This is a genomic window from Nocardia sp. NPDC056000 (assembly GCF_042269265.1).
GTDB lineage: Bacteria > Actinomycetota > Actinomycetes > Mycobacteriales > Mycobacteriaceae > Nocardia.
The window spans coordinates 328,243-352,766 of record NZ_JBHJXS010000012.1; the positions used below are offsets into that span (position 1 = coordinate 328,243).

Genomic DNA, 24,524 nt, shown 5'->3' on the forward strand with positions numbered 1-24,524 from the left:
GGGCGGGGGGGGGCCGGGGGGGGGGGGGGGGGGGGGTGGGGGGGGGGGGGGGGGGGGGGGGGTTGGGGGGGGGGGGGGGGGGGGGGGGGGGGGGGGGGGGGGGGGGGGCCCCCCCCCCCCCCCGCGGCCAGGTCTCACGACATCGGCGCTATTTCACGACATGGGCGCTATTTCACGACTTCGAAACGGGCGCACACGAGTTCACCGTTCAGAGCCGTTTCGACCGCGCGCAATTCCTGTTTGCGCGGCAGCAGCGGCGCACCCGAGCCGAGGGTGACCGGAGCGTACGAGACGATGATCTCGTCGAGTAGACCGTGCTCGGCGAATTCCGCCGCCAGCCCGCCGCCGCCGACCACCCAGAGCTTCTTGTCCCCAGCGGTTTCGGCCATCTGCCGATAGATCTCCGGAATCGGAGCACTGGTGAAGCGGATATCGCGTCCGGGCTTGGCCTCGAATTCGCGATGCGTCACCACCCACGCGGGCATGGTGTACGACCACTCGTCGGGTTCATGCTCGATCACCCACTGATAGGTGTTGGCGCCCATGACAATCGCGCCGATCTCGGCGATGAACGGGTTGTAGCCCATCGGCCCGTCACTATCGGCTTTGCGGGACAGCAGCCAATCCAGGGAATGCTCCGCATCGGCGATGAATCCGTCCAGACTGCTGGCGGTGTAATAGGTGGTGAAGGACATCTCAACCTCTCTGTCGCAGCCACATAATGGGATCCCCGTGGCCGATTTCCATTGCGTCATCGGGTGATTCAGCGCGCAGCCAGGCTCGGACGAGCAGTCTGCGATGCGCCGAATAGGTCAGTACATGTGCGATCACGCTGCCCAGCACGAAGCTCTCCGGCGGTTCGCACAGCGCGTCGATGAGGGTGTCGTTCCAGCCGCCGCGCCCATCGATCTCGCGCACGGCGGCGAGCCAGCGCGGGGTGACCTCCTCGAATCGCGCGCGCAGCGCGGCCGGATCGTCTGCCGTCGCGGCCGGGGTGTCCGCACCCTCGATCGCGGCCAGCCAGACCTCCCTGGTCCGGATCAGATTGGCCAGCACCCCGGCGATGGATTCCTCCACCCCGTCCCACTCCAGCACCGAGAACCCCGGTGCGCGCACCAGCCGATACCGTTCATCGGTCAATCCCGCCGCCCGCTCCAGCAGTTCGCGGGTGTCATCGACATCGTGGTGCAGCATGATCGCCGTCGGGTCCATATCGGGTCGTCCCTTCGGTTCGCTCTCCACCCACAGGGACATGGGCGGATGAAAGTGCACACCGTTGGCCGCCGGGAGCCAGCGCGCGGCCCGCTCGGTGCTCGTTCCGCTCGGCGGATGCCCGTAGGCCCGGCTGTATGCCCGGCTGAACCCCTCGACCGAGTCGTATCCGGCCTCGAACGCCACCTCGGTGACGCGTTCGCCCCGGCTCAATTGCCAGGCGGCGCGTTCGAGCAGCACCCGCCGCCGTAGCGCGACCGGGGATTCCCCGGTGCCGCGGGCGAATTGCCGGGAAAAGTGGAACGGCGACGAGAACGCTTCGGCCGCCATATCTCCCAGCGTCGAATTGTCCTGCGCCAGCACCGCGTCCAGCAGTTCACGAAGTCGATCTCGTCCGATGTGCACCTGATAAGTCTTGCGTGCGAGCCGCCCGCCGCGCTTGACCGATCTTGCTCTGTGTCGGCCATTCGCCGGGCGAGGTGTCGTCCGCACGTCCGGCCAACTCATTCGCCCTGGGCGAATCCAATACAGGTCGGCGCGCCCTATCTCAGGTTCTCCTGGCAGACTGTCGGGGAAACGACCCATTCGACCACTCAAATTAAGGGCTGACTTCGACGATGGACCTTCTGCTGCCGCTGCTGCTGGTTGCTCTGCTCATCCCGATGTTCCTGGGGGTCCGCCGCCAGAAGCGGGAGATGGCCAAGGTGACCGAGATGCAGGAAGCCCTGAAGGTCGGCGACCGGGTGGTCACCACCTCGGGCCTATTCGGCACCGTCGTCGAGGCCGATGACGATTCGGTCGATATCGAGATCGCCGAGGATGTCGTCACCACCTGGCTGCGCGCGAGCATCCGCGAAATCCGCAAGGACGACGCCGCGGTCACCGAGGAGTCGACCGACACCGATACCGAGGCCCCGGCCGTGGAATCGGTGTCCGACAGCGTTCCCGCGTCGGAGAACTCCGAAGACGCCCCCAAGCTGTCCAAGGACTGACATTCCCGCGCGCCGTCGGCCCGCCGCGATCCGGCGGCCGACGGCGCTGCGGTGTGCCCGCTCGATCCATCACTGATCCGCCTAGGAGATAAGTACTGTGCCACCTTCCCAGGGAACGGCGCATCCGTTGCGCCTGCTCGGCGTCTACGCCGCACTGGTGGCCGTGATGTTCGGCCTGATCTTCTTCACCGGAGACAAAACGGCGAGCCCCAAGCTCGGCATCGACCTACAGGGCGGTACCCGCGTCACGCTGACGCCGCGCACCCCCGACGGCGGTAAGCCCAGCCAGGACAGTCTGCGCAAGGCGCAGAGCATCATCGAGCAGCGCGTCAACGGCCTGGGTGTCTCCGGTTCCGAGGTCGTCATCGAGGGTGACAACCTGGTCATCACGGTTCCGGGCGAGGACGGCGCGCAAGCCAAGGCGCTGGCCACCACCGCCAAGATGTACGTCCGCCCGGTGATCCAGGCCATCGCGCCGCAGGTGAAGAACGGCCAACCGGTCAATCAGCAGCAGCAACAACCGCAGCAGCAGCCGGCCGCGCCACCCGCCTCGGTCTCCCCGAGCGCCCCGGCCGATGCGCCGCCCGCCGCGGATGTCGCGCCGACCAGTGAGGCCCCGGCACAGCAGAACCGGGTGTTCCCGGCACAGGCTCCCACCACTCCGCCGACCGCGCCCCCGGCGCAGCCGACCCCGCAGCAGACGCAGAAGGAGATCGCGGACGCGAAGGCCCTGCGCCAGAGCACCGATCCGACGATCCAGCAGACCGCCATGCTCACCATGGACTGCACCAAGCCGGATCCGTTGCAGGGCAACGACGATCCGAATCTGCCGCTGGTGACCTGTGGCGTCGAGGGCAATGAGGTCTACCTGCTCGACAAGAGCCGCCTGGACGGCCAGGAGATCAAGGACGCCTCCGGACAGTACGTCCAGAAGGAATCCAAATGGGTTGTGTCCGTTGACTTCAAGTCCGGCGGCGCCGACACCTGGGGCAAGCTGACCACCGAGTACTACAACAAGCAGCTGGCCTTCGTGCTCGACACCAAGGTCGTCAGCGCGCCCGTGGTGCAGCAGGGCGGCCAGTACGGCGGCAGCACCTCGATCTCGGGTCCGGGTATCAACAAGTCCTCCGCGCAGGAGCTGGGCAATACCCTCAAGTACGGTTCGCTGCCGCTCTCGTTCCAGACCTCGGAGGCCGAAACCGTCTCCGCGACACTGGGTTTGAGCTCGCTGCGGGCCGGTCTGATCGCCGGTGCGATCGGTCTGGTGGCGGTGCTGCTGTACTGCCTGCTCTACTACCGCATGCTCGGCTTCCTGGCCGGTTTCTCGCTCGTCGCCGCCGGTGTGGCGGTGTACGCGCTGATCATCCTGCTGGGCCGGTCCATCGGCTTCACCCTCGATCTCGCCGGTATCGCCGGTTTGATCATCGGTATCGGTATGACGGCGGACTCGTTCGTCGTCTTCTTCGAACGCATCAAGGACCAGATGCGCGGCGGGCGCAGTTTCCGCTCCGCGGTCCCGCGCGGCTGGCAGCGCGCACAGCGCACCAACCTCTCGGGTAAGACGGTCTCGCTGATCGCGTCCGCGGTGCTCTACATCCTGGCCGCCGGTCAGGTGAAGGGCTTCGCGTTCACGCTGGGTCTGACCACGGTGCTCGACATCATTGTGCTCTACCTGGTCACCTCGCCGCTGCTGATGCTGGCGTCGCGCTCGACCTTCTGGGCCAAGCCGTCGGTGAACGGTCTCGGCGCTGTTGCTGAAATTGCCCGGGAGCGCAAAGCGGCGTCCGGCGTCCTGGTGAAGGAGGCGTGATGGCGCGCGACAACAGTTCGGTTCTGGATATCGATTCCGAACTCGACTACGAATCCGAGCGGGCGACGCGTAAGCACAGCCTGTTCGAGCGGTTGTACACCGGCACAGGCGGTTTCGAGATCGTCGGACGGCGCAAGCTGTTCTACGGTCTCGCGGCGCTGCTGCTGCTGATCGCGATCGCCTCCATCGCGGTGCGCGGGTTCACCCTGGGCATCGACTTCGCCGGTGGTTCGCGCATCCAGTTGCCCGCGGGCGACGGCGTCACCACCTCGCAGGTGGAGAAGGTCTACGCCGATACCCTCGGCCATGACGCGGTCGCGGTGCAGAAGGTGGGCTCCGGTTCGGCCGCTGCCATTCAGATCCGGTCCGACAGCCTGGACAAGGATCAGACCGACAAACTGCAGAACGCCCTGTTCAACGCCTTCAAGCCGAAGGATTCGAACGGGCAGCCCAATATGAACGCCATCTCCACCGCGGAGATCAGCGAGACCTGGGGTGGCGAGGTCACGCATAAGGCGCTGCTGGCGCTGGTGGTGTTCGTCGTATTGACCATGGTGTACATCGCGATTCGCTTCGAACGCGATATGTCCATCGCGGCCATCGGCTCGCTGTTCTTCAATCTCGTTGTGACAGCGGGCATCTACTCGCTCGTCGGTTTCGAGGTGACGCCCGCGGCGGTCATCGGCCTGCTGACGATTCTGGGTTATGTGCTGTACGACAACGTGGTCGTCTTCGACAAGGTCGAGGAGAACACCGAGGGCGTACTGCATCTGACCAAGCACACCTACGGCGAGAAGGCGAACCTGGCAGCCAACCAGACGCTGATGCGCTCGATCAACACCACCATCATCGGCATCTTGCCGATCATCGGCATGCTGGTGGTCGCGGTATGGCTGCTGGGCGTCGGTACCCTCAAAGACCTCGCCCTGGTGCAGCTGGTCGGCATGATCGTCGGCGCGTACTCCTCGATCTTCTTCGCGGTGCCACTGCTGGTGACCATCAAGGAGCGCTTCGGCCCGGTGGCCGCGCACACCAAGAAGGTGCTGGCGCGTCGCTCGGGTGCGGTCAGCGGACGGGCCACCGAGGCCGCCGCGCAGCGTGCGGGCGCGGCCAGCCGTCCGGTGGCGGCGGGTGCGGGCCGCGAGGGCTCGGCACCGCGTTCCCGCGGGGGCGATGCGCCGCGACCGGGTACCCGACCGACCGGGAAACGAACCAAGCGAAGGCACTGAGCGCAGGGGGTTGCGGCAAGTGATCGGAAACAAAGCTCGCCGCGACAGCGCTTCTGTCGTGGCTCGCCACGGAGGAATTAACGCGGCTCGCCGCGGTTCGGTCATCGTGCTCGCCGGTGTGGTCGCCGCGGGCATGGTGGCGGGCTGCGCCGGGAAGAACCAGGTCCCGTCCATTGGGTACGGCGTCGACACCGCCGTCGCCAGCTATAACGGCGGCAGCACGCTCGGCGCGAACAGCGGTGCGGCGGCGGTGTTCTCACGGGTGATCACCGGGTTCTTCTACACCGGACCCGATGGGCAGCCGGTGGCCGATACCGATACCGGCACCGCCAAGGAGGTGCCGGGCGAGGCACAGACCATCCAGTACCGCCTGAATCCGGACGGTAAGTACTCCGATGGCGCGCCGACCTCCTGTGACGATCTGGTCATGGCGTGGGCGGCGCGCAGCGGGCGCTTCACCAAGGCCGGTCCGGGCGGGCCGGTGCCCATGTTCGATGCCGCGAGCACGGCCGGATACAGCGATATCGAGCGCGTGGACTGCCAGCCCGGGTCCAAGGACGCCACCGTGGTGTTCCGGCCGGGCCGGCACTATACGGCGTGGAAGACGCTGTTCAACGCCTCCGAGCTGATGCCCGCGCATGTGGTCGCCACGGCGGTGAAGGTGCCGAATGTGGTGGCGCCCTTGCAATCCGGTGATCAGGGCACGGCCGAGCGGATCGCCGATTTCTGGAACAACGGCTGGAAGCTTGCCCCCGGCAAGCTGGATCTGACCGCGCTGCCGTCCTCGGGCCCGTACCGGATCGAATCGTTCAGTGATAAGGACGGTCTGGTACTGGTCAAGAACGAGAAGTGGTGGGGCAACGCCGCCAAGACGCCGCGAATCGTGGTGTGGGACAAGAACACCGATCTCAAGGCCAAGGTCGATTCGAAGGCCGTCGGGGTGCTCGATATCGGTGCGGGCGCGCTCGGCGATGCCAAGCTGAGCGGGTTCTCCTCGGAGAATCTGCCGGGTCGCGGGGTGGAGCAGCTGGTGCTGAGCACCGGCGGGGTGTTCCAGAACGTGGCCGCGCGCCGCGCGTTCGCGCTCTGCGTGCCACGCCAGGCGCTGTTCGACAAGCTCGGGCATCCGGGCTACAAGGTCGATGTGGGCCTGGGTGCGGGCATTCTGAATTCCCGTACGGTGCAGCAGGATTCGCTGTACTACCCGGCCATCTCGGGTCCGGGTGACAAGTACAACAAGGGTGACGGCGGTGCGGCCGGTCAGGCCATGACTTCCGCCGGACAGGCCAATGCCACCATTCGCATCGGCTATCTGCGGCCCGATGAGCGGCGCGCGCAGACCGTCGCCATGATCGCCGACGCCTGCAAGGCCGGTGGCGTCACGGTGGTGGACGCGGGCACCCCGGACTTCTCGCCGCAGCAGCTCGTCGACGGCAAGGTGGACGCCATCCTCGGCGGCACCGCCGCCATGCCGGGCCCCTCCGGATCGCTCACAGCTACCGATGCGATCGCCGCGCTTCACACAGGTCAGGGGCTCAATTTCAATAGGTTCGGCAATGGCCGCTACGATGCCATCGCGGATCAGCTTGCGGCGGAGGACAACTCGACCACCGTGCTGAACTTGCTCAACGAGCAGGAAAACCTGCTCTGGAGCGAGATGCCGTCCATCCCGTTGTTCGCCTCCCCGCGCACCATCGCGTTCGGGGACGGACTGAAGGACGGGATCGCCAGCCCCACTCGGGCGGGCGCGGGTTGGAATATGGATCGCTGGGTGCTCGAACGGTGAGTGACCGTGGTGGCGAGGTGACGAGGAGTGGGTCTATGAGCAAGCATGGAATCGCGGATACCGCTGAAACGGTGGAGCAGCGCACCGCCAGGGCCGCGGACTCGGTACAGCGGCTGACCCGCTGGCATGACGACTTCCCGACTCCGGGAGTGCGTTTCGCCGATCTCACGCCGGTGTTCGCCGATGCGGAGGGCTTCCGCACGGTGCTGGACTGCTTCGCCGCGTGCGCGCCCGATGCCGATCTGGTCGCGGGCGTGGACGCGCGCGGCTTCCTGCTCGGTGCGGGCGTGGCCGCGATCCTGGGCACCGGTGTGGTGGCGGTGCGCAAGGCGGGCAAGCTGCCGCCGCCGGTCATCAGCCGCGAGTACACCCTCGAATACGGTTCGGCCGCACTGGAGATCCCGGCCGACGGTATCGATCTGAAGGGTCGTCGCGTACTGCTGCTCGACGATGTGCTGGCCACCGGCGGCACCCTCGCCGCCGCCGCCGAGCTGTTCCACGCCGCGGGCGCCGAGGTCGTGGCCGCGGCCGTGGTGCTCGAACTCGGCTTCCTGGGTGGGCGGGATCGCCAGGGCGATTACCCGCTCACCTCGATCGTCACGCTCTGAGCCGTTCGTCGCGATTGGGCTGTCGACGCCCGGGTCACGCCACGACCCGGGCGATCAGGCCGGTGACGAACAGCCAGAACACCGCTGCCAGACCGTAATTGATGACGATGTCCAGATTGCCGTTGCCGGTGTGGAACAGTCCCGGGAAGAACAGCGCGAGCGGTTCCGCCCAGCCCTTGATCAGGGTGAAGAAGCGATTGGACTGGTCCGCGCCGAAGACCAGCAGCAGGATGTAGACGACTTCGACTATCGCGAACAGAGCACCGATGCCGCCGATCAGGCGGGCGGCCATGCTCTCCCGGTAGGTTTGATACATGTAAGGCATATATGGGCGATTCCCCATGTCAGCCGATTGAAACGCGGGCGGAGCCCTGCGATTTCCGGGTGCTCGGCCGCGCTCCCGGGTCCGTGAGTTTGTGCGGATGACAGGATATGGACCAGTCGGTGTCTTGATTGCCCTGTTGTGTCCCGTTGTGCTGCGCGGGGATTCGTTCGCGCCCACAATGTCGAGATGAGTACTGCACCGGGGGAGCAGACACCCTTCACCGAATTCTTCAGTGCGCACCTACCCGAGGTGGCCCGCGAGGTCGTCCACGCGGTGGTGCGCACCGTGCCCGATTACGAACAGTTGCCGACCGAATTGCTGGAACAGGACCTGATTCGCCGCTCGGAGGAGAATCTGCGGCTGTTCCTGCGGCTGGTGAGTGAACATCGGGAACCGCGCGCGGGGGATCTGGACGAGATGATCGAGGTCGCGGTACGCCGTGCGCGCGAAGGCATTCCGCTGGATTCGGTGCTCTCGGTGTATCACCGGGGCGCGCTGGCGGCGTGGAATTTCCTGGCCGCCGCCGCGCAGACGCCGGAGCAGCGCGAGGAACTCATCGCCGCGGTACCGCAATTGCTGGGTTATCTGGGTGCGGTGATTCCGGGCGTCGCGGCCTCGTATCTGCGCGAGCGCCAGGATCTGCACTGGGAGCAGCGGGAAGTGAAACGTGCTCTGGCGCAAGCGCTGTTACAGGGTAAGCCCGCCGAGATACTGGCCGACCGGTTCGGAATCACGCTGGGGTCCTATCACGTGCTGGCACTGCGCACCTGTGGCGGCGCGGAGACCGCGGACGGTGCGCGGCCCGCCATGCGCGTCATCCACGGTGAGATCGATACGCTGTCGCCGCACGCGCTCACCGTGCTGGATCGCGCGGGCGGCTGGGTGCTGGTGCCCGCCACCGAATCCTCGGCGCGGCTCGATGCCGCGATCGTCCGCATCGCCGCCGCCGCGGGTGTCCGGGTGATCGCCGGAACGGCTACCGCCGCAATGGTTTCGGAGATTCCGCCGCGTGCCGAGGAGGCCGGTGAGATCGCCCGGCTCGCACTGGGTTTGGGCAGACCGACCGGTGTGTATCGAATGGCTGATCTGGCATTGCAGTATCAGTTCGCCCGGCCCGGACCCGCGCGCACCTGGCTGGTGGGCCTACTCGAACCGCTTACCGGACATCCGCATCTGATGGAGGCGCTACGCGCGTTCCTCACCCACGATCACAATCGGGTGGCGGCCGCGGAGTCCCTGGTGGTGCACCGCAATACGCTCAACTATCGACTGAACCGGATCGCCACCCTCACCGGTTACGATCCGGGCCGCTCCGAGCACACACCGCTGTTCGCCGCGGCGCTCACCGCGTTCGATCTGGCCACCGCCGAGTTGTAGCGCACGCTCAGCGCGCCACCATCCGGGCGACGAAACCGCTGACGACGAGCCAGAAGACCGCCGCCAGACCGTAATTGAGGATGATGTCGATGGTTCCGTTGCCGGTGTGGAACAGTCCCGGGAAGAACAGCGCCAGCGGCTCGGCGAACCCCTTGATGAAGGTGAAGAACCGATTCGACTGATCGGCCTGCAACACCAGCAGCAGGATGTACAGGCCCTCGGTGAGAGCGAACAGTGCCCCGACGCCGCTGATTATGCGGGCGGCGGTGGCCTCATTGCGGGCGACATAAGGCATTGGCGAAGGATGCCCGTTGTGTGCCCTTCGAAAACCGCGAACCGGCGGGTCGCGGACGACGCGCTGGCTCGCCAAACCGAATGGCTGGTCCGTGATTCGGCGTGTCCGGCATGGCATGATGACTGAGTGATCACGACGGCCACCGGAAGCGTTCTGGCGTGAAGGCCAAGTACCTCATCGGCGGTGCCGTCGGACTCATTCTGAGCCTGGTCACCCTGGTGCTCGTGGTCATCCTGCCCGCCACCGAGTCGACCTGCGGTGCGGGCACTCCCGGAATTCCGGCGGCCACCAGCGCGCGCACCGAACCCAATTGCCCCGCCACCGGTTCGGCCGCCGAGGCCGGACTGCAAGAAGGCGCGCTGCGCGCATTGCGCTGTGTGGTGGCGCGTTTCGGCATGATGGATATGCGCGGGGTCATCGCCGATGACGCGTACCCGGATCATCGCGAGGGGCGCGCGGTGGAATTCATCGTCGGCAATGATCAGGCCAAGGGCGATGCCATCGTCGACTTCCTGCGCGACAGCGCCGCGAACTTCCATGTCGACTATGTGCTGTGGCGGCAACGCAGCTGGACTCCGGAGGCTTCCAGCGGTATTCAGTGGACGCCCATGGAGGATCGCGGGGATGCGGCGCGCAATCATATGGATCGCGTGCAGGTGACCATCAAGGCCGTCACCGCCACCTCGACCGTATCCGGCCCGACCGAGGTGTCCCTGGCCGCCATGCCCGGAACGGTGAACGAGGCGGGCAAGCTCACCGGTGCGGGTCGTCGCCAATACCCCATGGCCGCAGGCACTTTCACCGTCTCGGATCCGTTCGGCGCCCGCGGCGGCACCCACCTGGGCGTCGATATGGCGGGTGCGGCGGGTACGCCCATCTACGCCGCCTCGGACGGTCTGGTGGTCGCCTCGGGTCCGGCGTCGGGCTTCGGCGACTGGATCGTCATCGACTCCCTCGACGAGAGCGGCCGCCGCTACTCCACCGTCTACGGCCACATGTACGAGTCCGGCATCTTCGTGCACACCGGTGACATCGTCACCATGGGCCAGCACATCGCCGATGTCGGCTCCAACGGCGAATCCTCCGGTCCCCATTTGCATTTCGAGCTGGTCCCCGGCGGTCGCCTGACCGGCGGCCATCAGGTCGACCCGATGGCCTGGCTGTCGGGTTCCTCGCTCCCGACCGCGACCGTCCCCAATAACTGCGAGAACGGATTCGGTTCCGCCGGAGGCAATCTCGCCCCCGGTAAGGTTCCGGCCGAACTCGAGGTCTGGTACCGGCGCGCCGGTTCGCTCTGCCCGCAGATCAGCTCCTCACTGCTGGCCGCGCAGGGCGAGGCCGAATCCGGCTTCCGACGCGGCCTGACCTCACCCGCCGGCGCGGAGGGTCTGGCCCAATTCCTGCCCAGCACCGCGGCTTCGCTGGCCCCGGACGGGCAGCCCTATGTCATAGACGCCGACGGTAACGGCACCGCCAGCCTCTGGGACGACGGTGACGCCATCATGGGCCAGGGCCGGTATATGTGCGCCATCGCCCAGGCGGTGCAGGGCTGGATCGATCAGGGCAAGGTGACCGGTGATGTCACCGCCCTGAGCCTGGCCGCCTACAACGCCGGTGAGGGCGCGGTGCTGGCTTCGGGCGGTATGCCCAATCAGGTGCCCGGTCACTTCAGCGAAACCCGTCCCTATGTGGCGAGAATCCTTGCCGCCGAGGCGAATTTCCGCAGTATGGGCAGCGCGGGCCGCTTCACCCCCGACGCCGCTGCCGCCCTCGGTCCGCAGATCGCCGAGGCAGGTCACGAATGGCTCGGCACCCCATACGTTTTCGGTGGCGGCACCACATCGGGCCCCAGTGACGGCGGTTTCGACGAACCCGGCCTGACCGCCGCGGCCGTCTTCTCGGCCAGCAACGGCACCATTTCGCTGCCCGGCACCGCCGAACAGCAGTGGGAGATCGGCACCGAGGTGGCGCTGCTCAAGGCCAAATCCGGTGACCTGGTCTTCGGCAACTTCGGCCCCCGCGGCCCGGCCACGGTGGGCATCTACCTGGGCAACGGCCGCATGCTGCACGCCGAACCCGGTGGCAAGGTCGCCGAGGTTCCGCTGCTGAACGGTATGAAGGCCCGCCGCATCGGCCAGTGAGCCCGCTCACGAAATAGACACTTGCACTGGTTCGTTGGCCTTGGTTAGAGTGGCAAACGTTCTTGCCCCGATCGATCGGAGACAATGCGTTGATTTCCTGAGGTAACCGCCGCGTGGCCCGCAGTCCTTGCGCGCCGCATCTCGCGAGTACCTGTGGGAGTCCGCATGTCATTACCTGTTATTTCCATTTCCGATCTCGCATTCGCATGGCCGGACGGCACCCCTGTTTTCGATGGTCTCGATGCCCGGCTCGGTCCGGGTCATATCGGCCTGGTCGGGAGCAATGGCGCCGGTAAATCCACTCTTTTCCGCCTGATCACCGGCGAACTCCAGCCAGGTCGCGGATCGGTGACCGTTCCCGGGGTGCGCGGATATCTGCGGCAGGACCTCGGTCTCGCGGCGGGTCAGCGGGTGGATGCCGTACTGGGGATCGCCGAGATCCGGAAAGCGTTGCACCGCATCGAATCCGGAACCGCCGATGCGGCGGACTTCGATATCGTCGGCAATGCCTGGGATATCGAGGAACGCGCACTGGCCTTGCTCGGGCGACTCGGATTGCACTATGTGGCAGGCGATATCGCGCAATTGGATCGGCGACTCGAAACGCTCTCCGGTGGCGAGACCGTACTGCTCGGGCTGGTGGCCGAACTGCTGCGCGAGCCCGAGATCCTGCTGCTGGACGAGCCGACGAACAATCTCGATCAGGTGGCGCGCGAGCGACTCTACGACGTGGTCGGGCAGTTCGACGGCACCGTGCTGACCGTCAGCCATGATCGGGAGCTGCTGGAACGGGTGGATGCCGTTGCCGAGCTGCGGCAGGGCGAAATCCGTTTGTTCGGCGGCAATTTCAGTGAGTACGAGCGCATTGTCGAGGCCGAGCAGGAGACCGCGCGGGCCGCCATTCGCGATGCGCGCGGCGATGTCCGCAAGCAGGCCCGGGAATTGGTGGAGACCCATATCAAGCTCGATCGGCGTAAGCGGTACGGGCAGAAGATGTGGGATCAGAAGCGCGAACCCAAGATCGTCATGGGCAATCGCAAACGCGAGGCCCAGGTATCGGCGGGCAAGTTGCGCAATCAGCACATCGGGAAATTGGAGGACGCCAAAGATCAGCTCACCGAGGCGCAGGAGAAATTGCGCGATGACCGGGAGATTCGGGTCGACCTGCCCGATACCCGGTTGTATCCGGGGCAGGATGTCATCGAATTGGATGAGATCACCCTGGCGTGCGGGCCGACCGTATCGCTGAAGGTGATCGGACCCGAGCGGATCGCGCTCACCGGGCGCAATGGCGTGGGCAAAACCACTCTGCTGCACCGTATTCGACAGGAATCGCCGAAGGTGCCGTGGCGCATGCTGCCGCAGCGCCTGGACGTCTTCGACGAGAACCTGTCGGTCTTCGAGAATGTGGCCGCGACCGCGCCGCACGCCTCGCCGGAACGGATTCGGGCGCAACTGGCCCGTTTTCTTTTCCGGGGGAGCGCCGCGGATGTGCTCGCGAGTGCGCTCTCGGGCGGGGAACGGCTGCGCGCGGCGCTGGCCATGATCCTGCTGGCCGAACCCGCCCCGCGACTGCTCCTGCTCGATGAGCCCACCAATAATCTGGATTTGCCCAGCCTCCGGCATCTCACCGAGGCGCTGGCCGGATTCCAGGGTGCGCTCATCGTCGTCAGCCACGATCCGCGGTTCCTGGCGGAGATCGGGGTGACGCGCCGCCTGGAGCTCACCGCGGACGGTCTGACAGACGCCCCGGTCGACTAGGGGATGCGGTTTCGGGACCGGAGCAATCCGGACGCAATGCCGCCGCGAAGTGTCGGTACGGGAGAGTAAGGTTCAACGCTCCGGGCAGGTCCGGTCAGGCGGCGTTCGGCGTTCCGGTCTCGAAACGTTTCCAGGACTAAAGTGGGTGGTCTACGTGGTTGGACGGTCCGGTACGGTGTTCCGATCGAGGCCGGGAGAGGTGGTGGCATGACACAGAATCTGGAGAAGGCGAACGCCGGGCAATCGGAGAATGGCGAGTCCGCCACTCCCGTGCCCGGCGCTCCTGTGCGTCCAGCCTCGGCCGCCGTCCCCACTTCCGCGTCCCGCCGCGTGCGCGCCCGCCTCGCCCGCCGGATGACCGGCCAGCGCGGTATCGCCGCTGTGAAACCGGTGCTCGAGCCCTTGGCGACGGTGCATCGCGAGCTGTATCCGAAGGCGAATCTGGCTCTGCTGCAACGGGCTTTCGATGTCGCCGATGAGAAGCATCAGCATCAGTTCCGGAAGTCCGGCGATCCGTACATCACCCATCCGCTCGCGGTCGCGAACATTCTCGCCGAGCTCGGCATGGACACCACCACACTGGTGGCCGCGCTGCTGCACGACACCGTCGAGGACACCGGCTACTCCCTGGACGAGCTCACCAATGAGTTCGGCACCGAGGTCGCCCACCTGGTCGACGGCGTCACCAAACTGGACAAGGTCAATCTGGGCGCGGCCGCCGAGGCCGAGACCATCCGCAAGATGATCATCGCCATGGCCCGCGATCCGCGCGTACTGGTGATCAAGGTCGCGGACCGGCTGCACAATATGCGCACCATGCGCTTCCTGCCGCCGGAGAAGCAGGCCAAGAAGGCACGCGAAACCCTCGAGGTGATCGCCCCGCTGGCGCATCGCCTGGGTATGGCCACGGTGAAATGGGAGTTGGAGGACCTCGCCTTCGCGATCCTGCACCCCAAGAAGTACGACGAGATCGTGCGCCTGGTCGCCGACCGCGCGCCCTCGCGCGATACCTATCTGGCAAGGGTGCGCGACGAGATCGTCAATACTCTTGCCGCGAGCCGCATCAACGCCATCGTCGAGGGCCGCCCCAAGCACTACTGGTCGATCTATCAGAAGATGATCGTCAAGGGCAAGGACTTCGACGATATCCATGACCTGGTCGGCATCCGCATCCTCTGCGATGAGGTGCGGGACTGCTATGCCGCTGTGGGCGTTGTGCATTCGCTGTGGCAGCCCATGGCCGGGCGTTTCAAGGACTACATCGCCCAGCCGCGGTACGGGGTCTACCAGTCGCTGCACACCACGGTGGTCGGACCGGACGGCAAACCCCTGGAAGTGCAGATTCGCACCCAGGACATGCACCGCACCGCCGAATTCGGCATCGCCGCGCACTGGCGGTACAAGGAGACCAAGGGTAAGCATTCCAACGACTCCACCGAAGTCGACGATATGGCGTGGATGCGTCAGCTCCTCGACTGGCAGCGGGAGGCGGCCGATCCGGCCGAATTCCTGGAGTCGCTGCGCTTCGACCTGAAGTCGCCGGAGATATTCGTCTTCACCCCCAAGGGTGAGGTCATCACGCTGCCGCAGAAGTCCACCCCCGTGGACTTCGCCTATGCCGTGCACACCGAGGTCGGCCACCGCTGCATCGGCGCACGCGTCAACGGGCGATTGGTCGCGCTGGAACGCCAATTGGAGAACGGTGAGGTCGTCGAGATCTTCACCTCCAAGGCGCAGAACGCCGGACCCTCCCGGGACTGGGCGAATTTCGTGGTGTCCCCGCGCGCCAAGGCCAAGATCCGGCAGTGGTTCGCCAAGGAACGCCGCGAGGAAGCCCTCGAGGCCGGTAAGGACCAGATCTCCAAGGAGGTCCGCCGGTCCGGGCTGCCTTTGCAGCGTCTGATGAGCGCGGACGCCATGACCAGTCTCGCCGCCGAGCTGCACTACGCGGATATCTCCGCGCTGTACACGGCGGTCGGCGAGAGTCAGGTCTCGGCGCATCACGTCGTACAGCGTCTGATGGCGCAGCTCGGCGGGGTCAGCGATGTCGAGAACGAGTTGGCCGAAAGGTCAACGCCGTCAACGGTTCCCTCGCGGCAGCGGCTCACCGGCGATGCGGGCGTGGAGATTCCGGGTGCGCCCGGTACGGTCTCCAAGCTCGCCAAGTGCTGCACCCCGGTGCCCGGCGACGAGATCATGGGCTTCGTGACCCGGGGCGGCGCGGTCAGCGTGCACCGCACCGACTGCACCAACGCGGATTCCCTTCGCGCGCAACCGGAACGGATCATCGAGGTCAAATGGGCCCCGTCGCCGTCCTCGGTATTCCTGGTCGCCATTCAGATCGAGGCGCTCGATCGCACCCGCCTGCTCTCCGATGTCACCAAGGTGCTGGCGGATGAGAAGGTCAATATCCTCTCGGCGGCCGTCACCACTTCCGGTGACCGCGTGGCCATTTCGAAGTTCACCTTCGAGATGGGCGATCCCAAGCACCTCGGCCACCTGCTGAACGTGGTGCGCAATGTGGAGGGCGTCTACGACGTCTACCGGGTGACTTCGGCCGCCTGATCCGCACGACTCCGCACGGCGGCGCTTCCCATCCGATGGGAAGCGCCGCTTTTTCTTTCCCGCATCGGGAATCAAAGCCGCGCGACTAACTGTTCAAGTACGCATAGGCGGTTAAAATGTGAAGGAGTCGTGTCATGACGGGGCACTATGCGCAGGTGGCGTTCACGCCCGCCGTGCGTGAGCATCAGCGCGAACACGGCAGTCTGCGTGCCTATGAGCGGATGGCGGCGGTACCCGAGGTGCCCGATCGCCTCGGCCCGAACGAGGCGTTGTTCATCGCCGAACGCGACAGCTTCTACCTCGCCACGGTCGGCGAGACCGGCTGGCCCTATATCCAGCATCGCGGCGGCCCGCGCGGATTCCTGAAGGTGATCAACGCGAACACCCTCGGCTTCGCCGACTTCCGCGGCAATAAGCAGTACATCAGCCGCGGCAACCTCGATCATGACGGCCGCGTCGCGCTGTTCCTGATGGACTATGCCGCCAGAACCCGGTTGAAGATCATGGGCCGGGCCAGGGTGGTTGAGGCGCAGCAGGATCCGGACCTCATCGCCGCACTGGGCGATAAGGACTATCCGGCCCGGATCGAGCGCGCGCTGCTCATCGAGGTCGAGGCGTTCGACTGGAATTGCAGCCAGCACATCCCCGAGCTGTATCCGCGCGAGGAAGTCCTCGAGGCGGTGCAATCCCTGCACGACCGCATCGGTGAACTCGAACGCGAGAACGCGCGCCTGCGGGCGACGCCGCCCGGTTCCGATCTTGGTCGGTAGCATCGAGCGATGCCACTGATCGAGGTCACCTACGCCGCCCATGTTCCCGAATCCGCGCTGCCCGCCCTGGCTGATGTTCTGCCACATCTGGTTTCGACCGCGGTGGAATGTCCGGAGGAGCCATACGACGGCGATCTACAACCGGGTGATGTCGAAATGCGCTTCCGCGCCCTGGGACCGTTCGATGTGAGCGGTCTGGACGTGGTGATCGAGGTGCGCTCCAAGTTCTTCGAGAGCCGCGCGAAGAACCGCCAGGACCGGGCCGATGCATTGCACGCCGCCCTCGAAGCCGCCACCGGCCTGGAGAACTTCGGCGTCTACCTCACCTTCCCGATCGCCGCCTGGGCGCAGTCGGAATAGGCTCGAACACCCAAAAACGTTGGGTGGCACTACGATCGTCGTGCACGCCGTGCGGTGGCGTGTGAGTGATCGGGGGTCGTATGGCTGGAATGTTCGAACCAGCCCATGCCGTGTGTGGTCGATATCGGCTCGTCGAGGTGCTGGGTTCGGGTGGATTCGGGCGGGTGTGGCGGGCGCACGATGAGGCGCTCAATGTCGAAGTGGCACTGAAGGAAGTGACGTTCGCGCGGATTCTGCCCGATGACGAACATCAGGAATTGCTGCTGCGGGCCAAGCATGAGGCGCGCAATGCCGCTCGGCTGCGGGATCATCCGAATATCGTCGGCGTCTACGACGTGGTCATCGAGTACGGGATTCCGTGGACGGTCATGCAGATCGTCAACGGCCAGTCACTGGAGCAGCGGGTCAAAACGGGCGGGCCGCTGTCGGTCGAGGCCACCGCGGATGTCGCCGAGGCGCTGCTGAACGCCCTCGAGGCCGCCCATGACGCGGGTGTCGTGCATCGCGATGTGAAGCCCTCCAATGTCATGCTCGCCGCGGGCGGCCGAATCCTGCTGGCGGACTTCGGAATAGCCGTGCACGAATCCGACACCCTGGTTACCAAGACCGGGGTGCTGATCGGCTCGATGGAGTTCATGGCACCGGAACGCACCGGCGATAAACGCAGCGAACCACCGAGCGATCTGTTCTCCCTCGGCGCGACCCTGCATTACGCGTGCACCGGCATCTCCCTGTTCCACCGGGATAACGTGACCGCCACCCTCAGCGCCGTACTCTTCGAACCGGTGCCGCCGATGCCCGCGGCCGGACGCCTGGAACCACTCATCACCGCGTTGCTGGCGAAGGATCCGGCCGAGCGCCCGAGCATTCGAGCCGCCCGCGCCCTGCTGAATCGCCCGCAGCACACCGTGATTCGCCCCGAGAAGGCACCGGAGTCGATGCGCGAGCGCGCTCCGAACCCGCCCGTCCCCGCCCCGGAGTCCCCGCCCGCACCCGAATCCCGCCCGGCGCGAGCGCCTTTCGGCAGAACCCGGCTACTGCGCACCCTCGCCGTCGCCGTCACAGTGATCATTCTCGGCACGGCCACGGTGCTGACCCTCTACCGGAACAGCGTCTGGTTCTCGAGCTTCGCCGATGACACCTTCGACCTGGCCGACGGCCTGTCCGTCGCCCCCGGCAGCTGCATCCGGAAACGCGACAGCGCCAACCCACCCCGCACCGCCATCCCGTGCGCCGCCGCCGAAGCCGAATGGCTCATCGTCGATCGCCTCCATTTCGCCGCACCCCAGCCCACCGATGACGCGGCCAAAACCGATTTCAACCTGCGCTGTGATCGCACCGGCGGCGTCTCTTTCACCTATCCGGCACCCGCCGAACTCGAACTCTGGTGCCTGCGCCGCCGATGACCCGGCCACCGCGCGGCGGCTGTCCGGGCCACCGGTAGGCTGACCTCTCCCAGCGTCACTACCAGGAGAGTTCATGACCGCGTTCGAGAATGTCAGTGTCACCAAGAAGGCGAATGTCTACTTCGACGGCAAGTGCGTCAGCCACAACATCACGTTGGCCGATGGCACCGCGAAGTCGGTCGGCGTGATTCTGCCCGCGACGCTGACCTTCAATACCGGCGCGCCGGAGATCATGGAACTCATCGAGGGTGAGGCCAAGGTGACCCTCGCGGGCTCGGACGAGACCGTCGTCTACCGGGGCGGCGAGTCGTTCTCGGTGCCCGGGGACAGCAGCTTCCAGATCGAGGTCGTGGAGCCCGTGCACTACGTCTGCCACTTCGGCTGATCTGCCGGTCGCGCCCGCGGCGCGCCCTACACGCCCGTGTCATCCCTCGGATGACATGGGCGTTGTGCTGTCAGTCCAGGTGCTGGGCGTACCAGTCGGTGACGCGCCGCCAGGCCATGATGGCGGCGGTCGGGTTGTAGCGGGGCCCGGTGTCGTTGAAGAAGGCGTGGTCCGCGCCGTCGGCGACGAAGGATTCGTGGGTCGCGCCGATCTTGTCCAGGGCGGCTTCGGCGGCGGGGCGGGAGGCGTCGACGCGGGAGTCAAGAGCGCCGTAGACGGCCAGTACCGCGGCCTTGGTCTTGATCTCACCGTTGTCGGGGAAGGGGCCGTAGAACGGGGTGGCGGCCGCCAATTCCGGTGTGCCGGTGGTCAGTAGCAGCCAGACCAGGCCGCCGCCGAAGCAGAAGCCGGTGGCGCCGAGCCGCTTTCCCGGTGTGCGGCGGCCGAGTTCGGCCACACCGGCCTGCAGATCGGCGACGAAGCGTTCCTGGGGGAGTTTGCCAAGGGCCGCGGTGGCGGCGGCCGGATCGGTGAAGGTGGCGGTGCCGCCCTCTTCGGAGAGCAGGTCCACGGCCAGGGCGTTGTAGCCGATGCCCGCGAAACGCCCTGCGATGGAACGGATGTGGTCGGTGAGGCCCTTGTTCTCATGGATCACCAGGACACCGCCGCGCGGTTGCGCGGCTGCGGCCCAAGCCGCCTGCAGGGTGCGGCCGTCGGGGCCGGGGAAGGTGATGGCGGCGGTGGGCAGCGCGGTCGCCGATCCCGGTGGCGGACCCGCGGGTGCGCCGGAACTCGGCGCGGCGCTACCGGTCGCCGATGTCGCTGGGGGAGCACCGGATTCATCGGCCTTATCGGCGCAAGCGGCCAGCAGCGCCACGGCGGCCGGTGCGCCCAGCCCGAGCATGCCCAGCCGGCGCAGCGCCTCGCGGCGGCTGAGCAGGCCCTCGACATGGTCGGTGGCGATTTCCTCTGCGATATAGCGCTGCAGCGGCGTCATGAAGATCAGCCTAGGCGCATTGCGGGCGAGCCGGGGAACACAACGGCCTTGTCTTCGTTATGACTTCACGTCGCTGTAAATCAGGATCTGGAGGTGCCGCATGCGCGGTGTGCGTTTCGAGGAGTTCGGCGGACCGGAGGTACTGCGGGTGGTCGAACTCGACATCCCCGAACCCGCCGCGGGCGAGGTGACCATCGATATCGCCTACATCGGCGTGAACTTCGCGGATCTACAGGCGCGGTCCGTCGGTTACCGGGTGCCCGGACTGCCGTTCGTGCCGGGTCTGGAACTGTCCGGCCGGATTCGCGCCCTCGGCGCGGGCGTCGAAGGTTTCGAGATCGGCCAGCCGGTCGCCGCGATCACCGAGGGCGGTGCGTACGCCGAGGTGGTGCGGGCCAAGGCCGCCACGGTGTTCCCGGTTCCCGAGGGCGTCGATTTGCGCACGGCCGCAACGCTTCCCACCGTGCTGCCGACCGCGTACGCGCTGGTGCACACCGTGGGCCGGGTGCAGCCGGGGGAGACCGTGCTGGTGCAGGCCGCCGCGGGCGGCGTCGGCACCGTGGCCGGGCAGGTGGCCAAACTGGCCGGTGCGGGCGCGGTCTACGGCGTGGTTTCCAGTGCGGCCAAAGCGGATTACGCGCGCAAGCTCGGCTACGACGACGCCTTCCTCACCGACACTTTCGATGACGAGGTGCGCGCCGCCACCAACGGCCGCGGTGTGGATCTGGTGCTGGACCCGGTCGGCGGCGAGACCATGCGACGCAGTCTGGACACCCTGGCCCTGTTCGGCCGCCTGGTGTCCTTCGGCAACGCCGGCGGTGAACCCGCCTGGCAGATCGGCCAGCCCGAGCTGTACCCGCGCGGGCGTTCGATCGCGGGCTTCTCGATTCTGAGCCTGACCGCGAGCGAGCCCCAGGTGCTGCGCGAAATCGCCTCGCACGCCTTCGAATTGGTGACCAGCGGCAAGGTCGAACTGCCGATCACCGCCGAATTCCCGCTCGCCGAGGCGGCCGATGCCCATCGCCTGATGGACAGCCGCACCTCGACCGGGAAACTCATCCTCGCGGTCTGAGCCGCGAAACCGGCCGGGAGTCAAGGACTTCCGGCCGGTCGCGACGTTCAGGCGTTACCGGGATCTACCGCGGCGCCATGCGGATCGCGCCGTCCAGCCGGATGACCTCACCGTTGAGCATCGGGTTCTCCACGATGTGGCGCACCAGCGCCGCGTACTCGGCCGGATCGCCGAGCCGCGCCGGATGTGGCACCTGTGCGCCGAGGGCCGCGATGGCCGAATCGGGCAGCGTGGCGAAAAGGGGCGTGTGGAACAGGCCCGGCGCGATGGTCATCACGCGAATCTTGATCGGGGCCAGGTCACGTGCCACCGGCAGGGTCAGGCCAACGATGCCGCCCTTGGAGGCGGAGTAGGCGGCCTGTCCGATCTGCCCGTCGAACGCGGCGACGGAAGCGGTATTGACAATCACTCCGCGTTCGCCGTCGGCCTCCTCGGTCGCCGAAATGCGCTCCGCCGCCAGGCGAATGACATTGAACGTGCCGATCAGGTTCACGTTGATGATCTTCTTGAACGCGTCGAGCGGGAACGCGCCCTGCTTGCCGACGGTCTTGATCGCATTGCCGATTCCGGCGCAGTTCACCGCGATTCGCAGCGTGCCGAGGCCCTGAGCTGCGTCGAGGGCGGCGGTCACATCCTCTTCGCTGGTCACGTCACCGGGCGAGAACACCACGCGCTCACCGAGTTCCTCGGCCACAGCCTTGCCGTCGGACGAGGGAAGATCGAGGATAACGACCTTCGCGCCGGCCGAGTGCAGTTCGCGCACAGTGGCTAGGCCGAGTCCCGACGCGCCACCGGTAACGACCGCGGCGATGTCTGCTGTCTTCACAAAACCTCCAAATATCTGGTCTTGTGAATGTAGATTCTGCTGTGGCGGTGCGGAAGAGCGGGTCCCCGGCGTGGTGCGCACACCATGCTCGCGGGCCTGCTATCGCACGCGCGCGTGAAAACAGGAGTGCGCTTCCGGCGCGTCGACGCGCTGGAATCCTGCACATGCGAAATAATTTCCGACTGGGACCGTCCTGACTGCGACGCACCCGGCGGCGCGGTGACGGCGGGCCGCCGTACGACGATCGATCGTCCCGTCACTACCAACCGCCGAGAGGGTCCGACGATGCAGCAAGACTCGCCTGGCTCCACGGAGACCCGAGCAATGTTGAAGTCGTACAAAAAAGTCTCGCGCTGGTATCCGGCGCTGGAACCGGTGGCAGCCGACGGGAGTACGCCCGCACCCGCGGATGCCAACGGCGAGACGGTCTTCGGCGGCGAGGACGGCCCCGCGCGCTTCCCGCACTACATCCAGGATGACGAGCCCGAGCTGGAAATCCCGCCGGTGCCCGAATCGGTGCTCAAGCGCACACACTTCTCCGGCGCGTGGTCGGATTGGATGACCGATCGCGAGACCGTTTCGTACACACCGAAACTCCGTTACCGCGATTCCACGGTGGTCGAATTCCCGTGGGAGGGTGAGCAAGACGATGCGCGCCCGGATGCCGCCACGGCATTGCTGGACGCCGTCGACAGCGAGGCGGAGGCGCCCGCGCGCCCGGCTCCGGTGTCCCCGGCGCAGTTTCGCCGCAGACGGCTGTACGCACTCGGATTCCTGATCGTTGCCATCCTGTTGCTAGCCGCTGCCGGTGGAGTTGCCCTATATGTGCTCAACTCACACGGCGGCACTTCGCAATCCATCGGCACACTCGGTATGGACTCGCAATCGGGTACGAGCGACCTCCCGGCGGCGTACAACAAAATGACGGCCACCGTGGCGATCGGCGACCATATCCCTACCGCGGGCACACCGGCTGGATAAGAGGGAGAGCTGACAGAGATGGATCAGGACTGGAGCCGCTGGCTCGACGAAGTGCCCGAAGAGGGCGAATCGTCGGACAGTGCCGCGCGTTCCAAGGCTCCGGTGGTGCGGCTGCGCAAGCGTCGCGGCGACTCCGGTGAGCCCGGCCCGGCGCAACGGCCGATTCTGGTGGTCGGCGGATGCGGTGGCGCGGGCGTGACAACGACCGCCCTCGGCATCGCCGGTGAGATCGGTGCCGCGGGTGCGCAAACTGTAGCCGTGGACGCCACTTTCGCGGGCAGCGATCTCGCATTACGTGGCGCCGATGAGCATTTGAGCCCGATCAGCCTGCAATCGTGGCTCTACGGGCGCGGTGACGATGAGGCCGCACCGCTCAAGGAATGCCTCTCCCGCGCCACCTCCGGCATCGGCCTGCTGTGGCGCGATCCGGCCCCGCTGCGCCGCCGCGCGACGTACCTGACGGTCGCGCGCGCCATCAACGACTCCGGGTACACGCCCGTCTACGACGGCGGCAGCCCGATCGCGAGCCGGCATCTGCGGCCGCTGCTCGAGGACGGCGATATCGCTCTGGTGCTTGCGATCCCGGCGCGCGTGGACGCCGCCAACCGATTGCGGGTCACCCTGGAGTGGCTCGACGATCAGTTCGGCGGACCCGGTGAGGGTCAGGGCGGCGGAATTGTCGGCGATACCACAATCGTCGTCTCACATCAGTTGCCGGGCAGCGACTCTCGGATCGCTGATCATTTGCGGGAACACCTCGACGGTTGGGTGGGCGATATTCTCGAGCTGCCGTACGACCCTCACCTGGCCCGCGGAGAACTGGTGCGGCACAGCGACCTCGCGGCCGAGACACGCCGTGCGTATCGCCGCCTGCTTGCTGGAGTGGCATCATGACCGCAGCCATGAAGGAACGCCGATCTTCCTCCGAGACCGCTATGGCGGCAGGCGTGGTGCCGCCCCCGGAGGCCCGCCGCGCACCGATTTGGGACCGACCCGTACCCGGCGGCGGCCGCGCACCCCTGGTGTGGCTGCTCGGTGTACACGGCGGCGCGGGCGCGAGCACCCTCGCGCATGTGCTTGCCCCGGCGGCGGATTCGTACCGCCGCTGGCCCGGCGTCTTCGATCGCGAATCCCCGTTCGTGGTGCTCGTCGCCCGCGAAACCATCTCCGGTCTGACCCGCGCCCATGACCTGCTGCGCCAGCACCACGCGGGCCTGGCGGGCGACTGCGAGGTGCTGGGCCTGGTGACCGTGGCCGCCCGTCCGGGCCGCATCCCCGCCGAAATCCGCCGCTATCGTGATGTGGTCGGCTCGCTCGCCGGTCAGGTCTGGCAGATGCCCTGGCATGAGGAGTGGACGCTGGTCGAACCCGATCAGCTCCCGATCTGGTCGCCCGGCGATCAGCCGCCGGTGCAGCGCAAGCGCAAACCCGATGCGCTGCAAGAGGTTACAACCGATGTCCGGGAACTGGGCCTGAGCATCGTCTCCGCCGCGCAGGAGGCGCTGGACGCCCCCCGCCCGGCGCCCCCGGAAGCCGGGGAGTGATCATTGTGAACATTGGAAACCATTGCGCGCGAACATGTTCCCGGATTCCGGGAGCGGCGGAACGATTAGCCGAAGAAGGAGA

The 24,524-nt window shown here is 66.6% G+C and carries 23 protein-coding genes; 17 read left to right on the forward strand and 6 right to left on the reverse strand.

Translation table 11 applies throughout. The annotated features are described in order from the left end of the window. Nucleotides 1-167: 167 nt before the first annotated feature. Nucleotides 168-695, reverse strand: a complete 528-nt coding sequence (locus ACFC4D_RS33145; RefSeq protein ID WP_364632296.1) for a dihydrofolate reductase family protein — start codon at nt 693-695, stop codon at nt 168-170. 1 nt (nt 696) lies between these two features. Next, nucleotides 697-1,617: a helix-turn-helix domain-containing protein gene (locus tag ACFC4D_RS33150; RefSeq protein ID WP_376069034.1), complete on the reverse strand. Its 921-nt coding sequence runs from the start codon at nt 1,615-1,617 to the stop codon at nt 697-699. Between the two features lie 212 nt (nt 1,618-1,829). Between ACFC4D_RS33150 and yajC the strand changes: the two genes are divergently transcribed. From yajC to ACFC4D_RS33175, 5 genes are all read left to right on the forward strand, one after another. Continuing rightward, a complete protein-coding gene (gene yajC / locus ACFC4D_RS33155; protein WP_364632300.1) occupies nt 1,830-2,204 on the forward strand; it encodes a preprotein translocase subunit YajC in 375 nt (124 codons plus the stop codon). A 97-nt stretch (nt 2,205-2,301) separates the two neighbouring features. After that, a complete protein-coding gene (secD, locus tag ACFC4D_RS33160; protein WP_375953560.1) occupies nt 2,302-4,014 on the forward strand; it encodes a protein translocase subunit SecD in 1,713 nt (570 codons plus the stop codon). Further along, nucleotides 4,014-5,243: a protein translocase subunit SecF gene (secF, locus tag ACFC4D_RS33165; protein ID WP_364632304.1), complete on the forward strand. Its 1,230-nt coding sequence runs from the start codon at nt 4,014-4,016 to the stop codon at nt 5,241-5,243. The genes secD and secF overlap by 1 nt, the downstream gene beginning before the upstream one ends. Before the next feature lie 133 nt (nt 5,244-5,376). Then, nucleotides 5,377-7,029: an ABC transporter substrate-binding protein gene (locus ACFC4D_RS33170; protein ID WP_376069134.1), complete on the forward strand. Its 1,653-nt coding sequence runs from the start codon at nt 5,377-5,379 to the stop codon at nt 7,027-7,029. A gap of 35 nt (nt 7,030-7,064) precedes the next feature. After that, nucleotides 7,065-7,637 (forward strand): adenine phosphoribosyltransferase, encoded by a 573-nt coding sequence (locus tag ACFC4D_RS33175; protein ID WP_375953558.1) that lies wholly within the window; start codon nt 7,065-7,067, stop codon nt 7,635-7,637. A gap of 34 nt (nt 7,638-7,671) precedes the next feature. Here the strand turns inward: ACFC4D_RS33175 and ACFC4D_RS33180 are convergent, their stop codons facing one another. After that, on the reverse strand, nt 7,672-7,953 hold the full coding sequence (locus ACFC4D_RS33180) for a hypothetical protein (protein WP_364632310.1): 282 nt from the start codon (nt 7,951-7,953) through the stop codon (nt 7,672-7,674). A gap of 195 nt (nt 7,954-8,148) precedes the next feature. On the opposite strand from ACFC4D_RS33180, the gene ACFC4D_RS33185 reads away from it, so the two are divergent. Next, nucleotides 8,149-9,339 (forward strand): helix-turn-helix domain-containing protein, encoded by a 1,191-nt coding sequence (locus ACFC4D_RS33185; RefSeq protein ID WP_364632312.1) that lies wholly within the window; start codon nt 8,149-8,151, stop codon nt 9,337-9,339. Nucleotides 9,340-9,346: 7 nt separating this feature from the next. Here the strand turns inward: ACFC4D_RS33185 and ACFC4D_RS33190 are convergent, their stop codons facing one another. Next, the gene (locus ACFC4D_RS33190) at nt 9,347-9,634 is read right to left on the reverse strand and encodes a hypothetical protein (RefSeq protein ID WP_375953555.1); all 288 of its coding nucleotides are present in this window, start codon (nt 9,632-9,634) and stop codon (nt 9,347-9,349) included. Nucleotides 9,635-9,792: 158 nt separating this feature from the next. Here ACFC4D_RS33190 and ACFC4D_RS33195 point away from each other — a divergent pair, with 158 nt between their 5' ends. From ACFC4D_RS33195 to ACFC4D_RS33225, 7 genes are all read left to right on the forward strand, one after another. Then, entirely contained in the window at nt 9,793-11,775 is a 1,983-nt protein-coding gene (locus ACFC4D_RS33195) for a peptidoglycan DD-metalloendopeptidase family protein (RefSeq protein ID WP_376069037.1), read from the forward strand. Between the two features lie 165 nt (nt 11,776-11,940). Then, nucleotides 11,941-13,536, forward strand: coding sequence for an ABC-F family ATP-binding cassette domain-containing protein (locus tag ACFC4D_RS33200; RefSeq protein ID WP_375953551.1), 1,596 nt, complete (start codon nt 11,941-11,943; stop codon nt 13,534-13,536). A 207-nt stretch (nt 13,537-13,743) separates the two neighbouring features. Next, complete coding sequence (locus ACFC4D_RS33205) at nt 13,744-16,101, forward strand: RelA/SpoT family protein (RefSeq protein ID WP_376069040.1); 2,358 nt, start codon at nt 13,744-13,746, stop codon at nt 16,099-16,101. 134 nt (nt 16,102-16,235) lie between these two features. Next, nucleotides 16,236-16,871, forward strand: coding sequence for a pyridoxamine 5'-phosphate oxidase family protein (locus ACFC4D_RS33210; protein WP_376069042.1), 636 nt, complete (start codon nt 16,236-16,238; stop codon nt 16,869-16,871). 9 nt (nt 16,872-16,880) lie between these two features. Next, on the forward strand, nt 16,881-17,231 hold the full coding sequence (locus tag ACFC4D_RS33215; protein ID WP_375953546.1) for a hypothetical protein: 351 nt from the start codon (nt 16,881-16,883) through the stop codon (nt 17,229-17,231). A gap of 89 nt (nt 17,232-17,320) precedes the next feature. After that, nucleotides 17,321-18,637: a serine/threonine-protein kinase gene (locus tag ACFC4D_RS33220; protein ID WP_376069045.1), complete on the forward strand. Its 1,317-nt coding sequence runs from the start codon at nt 17,321-17,323 to the stop codon at nt 18,635-18,637. A 73-nt stretch (nt 18,638-18,710) separates the two neighbouring features. Further along, nucleotides 18,711-19,022: a pyrimidine/purine nucleoside phosphorylase gene (locus ACFC4D_RS33225; RefSeq protein WP_364632327.1), complete on the forward strand. Its 312-nt coding sequence runs from the start codon at nt 18,711-18,713 to the stop codon at nt 19,020-19,022. Nucleotides 19,023-19,092: 70 nt separating this feature from the next. Here the strand turns inward: ACFC4D_RS33225 and ACFC4D_RS33230 are convergent, their stop codons facing one another. Next, on the reverse strand, nt 19,093-20,019 hold the full coding sequence (locus tag ACFC4D_RS33230; RefSeq protein ID WP_376069049.1) for a dienelactone hydrolase family protein: 927 nt from the start codon (nt 20,017-20,019) through the stop codon (nt 19,093-19,095). A 100-nt stretch (nt 20,020-20,119) separates the two neighbouring features. Between ACFC4D_RS33230 and ACFC4D_RS33235 the strand changes: the two genes are divergently transcribed. Next, a complete protein-coding gene (locus ACFC4D_RS33235; protein WP_376069051.1) occupies nt 20,120-21,091 on the forward strand; it encodes a zinc-binding alcohol dehydrogenase family protein in 972 nt (323 codons plus the stop codon). Nucleotides 21,092-21,155: 64 nt separating this feature from the next. Here ACFC4D_RS33235 and ACFC4D_RS33240 read toward each other — a convergent pair whose 3' ends face one another. After that, the gene (locus ACFC4D_RS33240) at nt 21,156-21,917 is read right to left on the reverse strand and encodes a 3-hydroxyacyl-CoA dehydrogenase (RefSeq protein ID WP_364632831.1); all 762 of its coding nucleotides are present in this window, start codon (nt 21,915-21,917) and stop codon (nt 21,156-21,158) included. A 324-nt stretch (nt 21,918-22,241) separates the two neighbouring features. On the opposite strand from ACFC4D_RS33240, the gene ACFC4D_RS33245 reads away from it, so the two are divergent. From ACFC4D_RS33245 to ACFC4D_RS33255, 3 genes are read left to right on the forward strand one after another with little or no spacing between them, the layout of a single operon-like run. Further along, a complete protein-coding gene (locus ACFC4D_RS33245) occupies nt 22,242-22,898 on the forward strand; it encodes a hypothetical protein (protein WP_376069054.1) in 657 nt (218 codons plus the stop codon). A gap of 18 nt (nt 22,899-22,916) precedes the next feature. Continuing rightward, nucleotides 22,917-23,792 (forward strand): MinD/ParA family protein, encoded by an 876-nt coding sequence (locus ACFC4D_RS33250; RefSeq protein WP_375953535.1) that lies wholly within the window; start codon nt 22,917-22,919, stop codon nt 23,790-23,792. Further along, nucleotides 23,789-24,442 (forward strand): hypothetical protein, encoded by a 654-nt coding sequence (locus ACFC4D_RS33255; RefSeq protein ID WP_375953533.1) that lies wholly within the window; start codon nt 23,789-23,791, stop codon nt 24,440-24,442. The genes ACFC4D_RS33250 and ACFC4D_RS33255 overlap by 4 nt, the downstream gene beginning before the upstream one ends. The last annotated feature ends 82 nt before the right edge of the window (nt 24,443-24,524 follow it).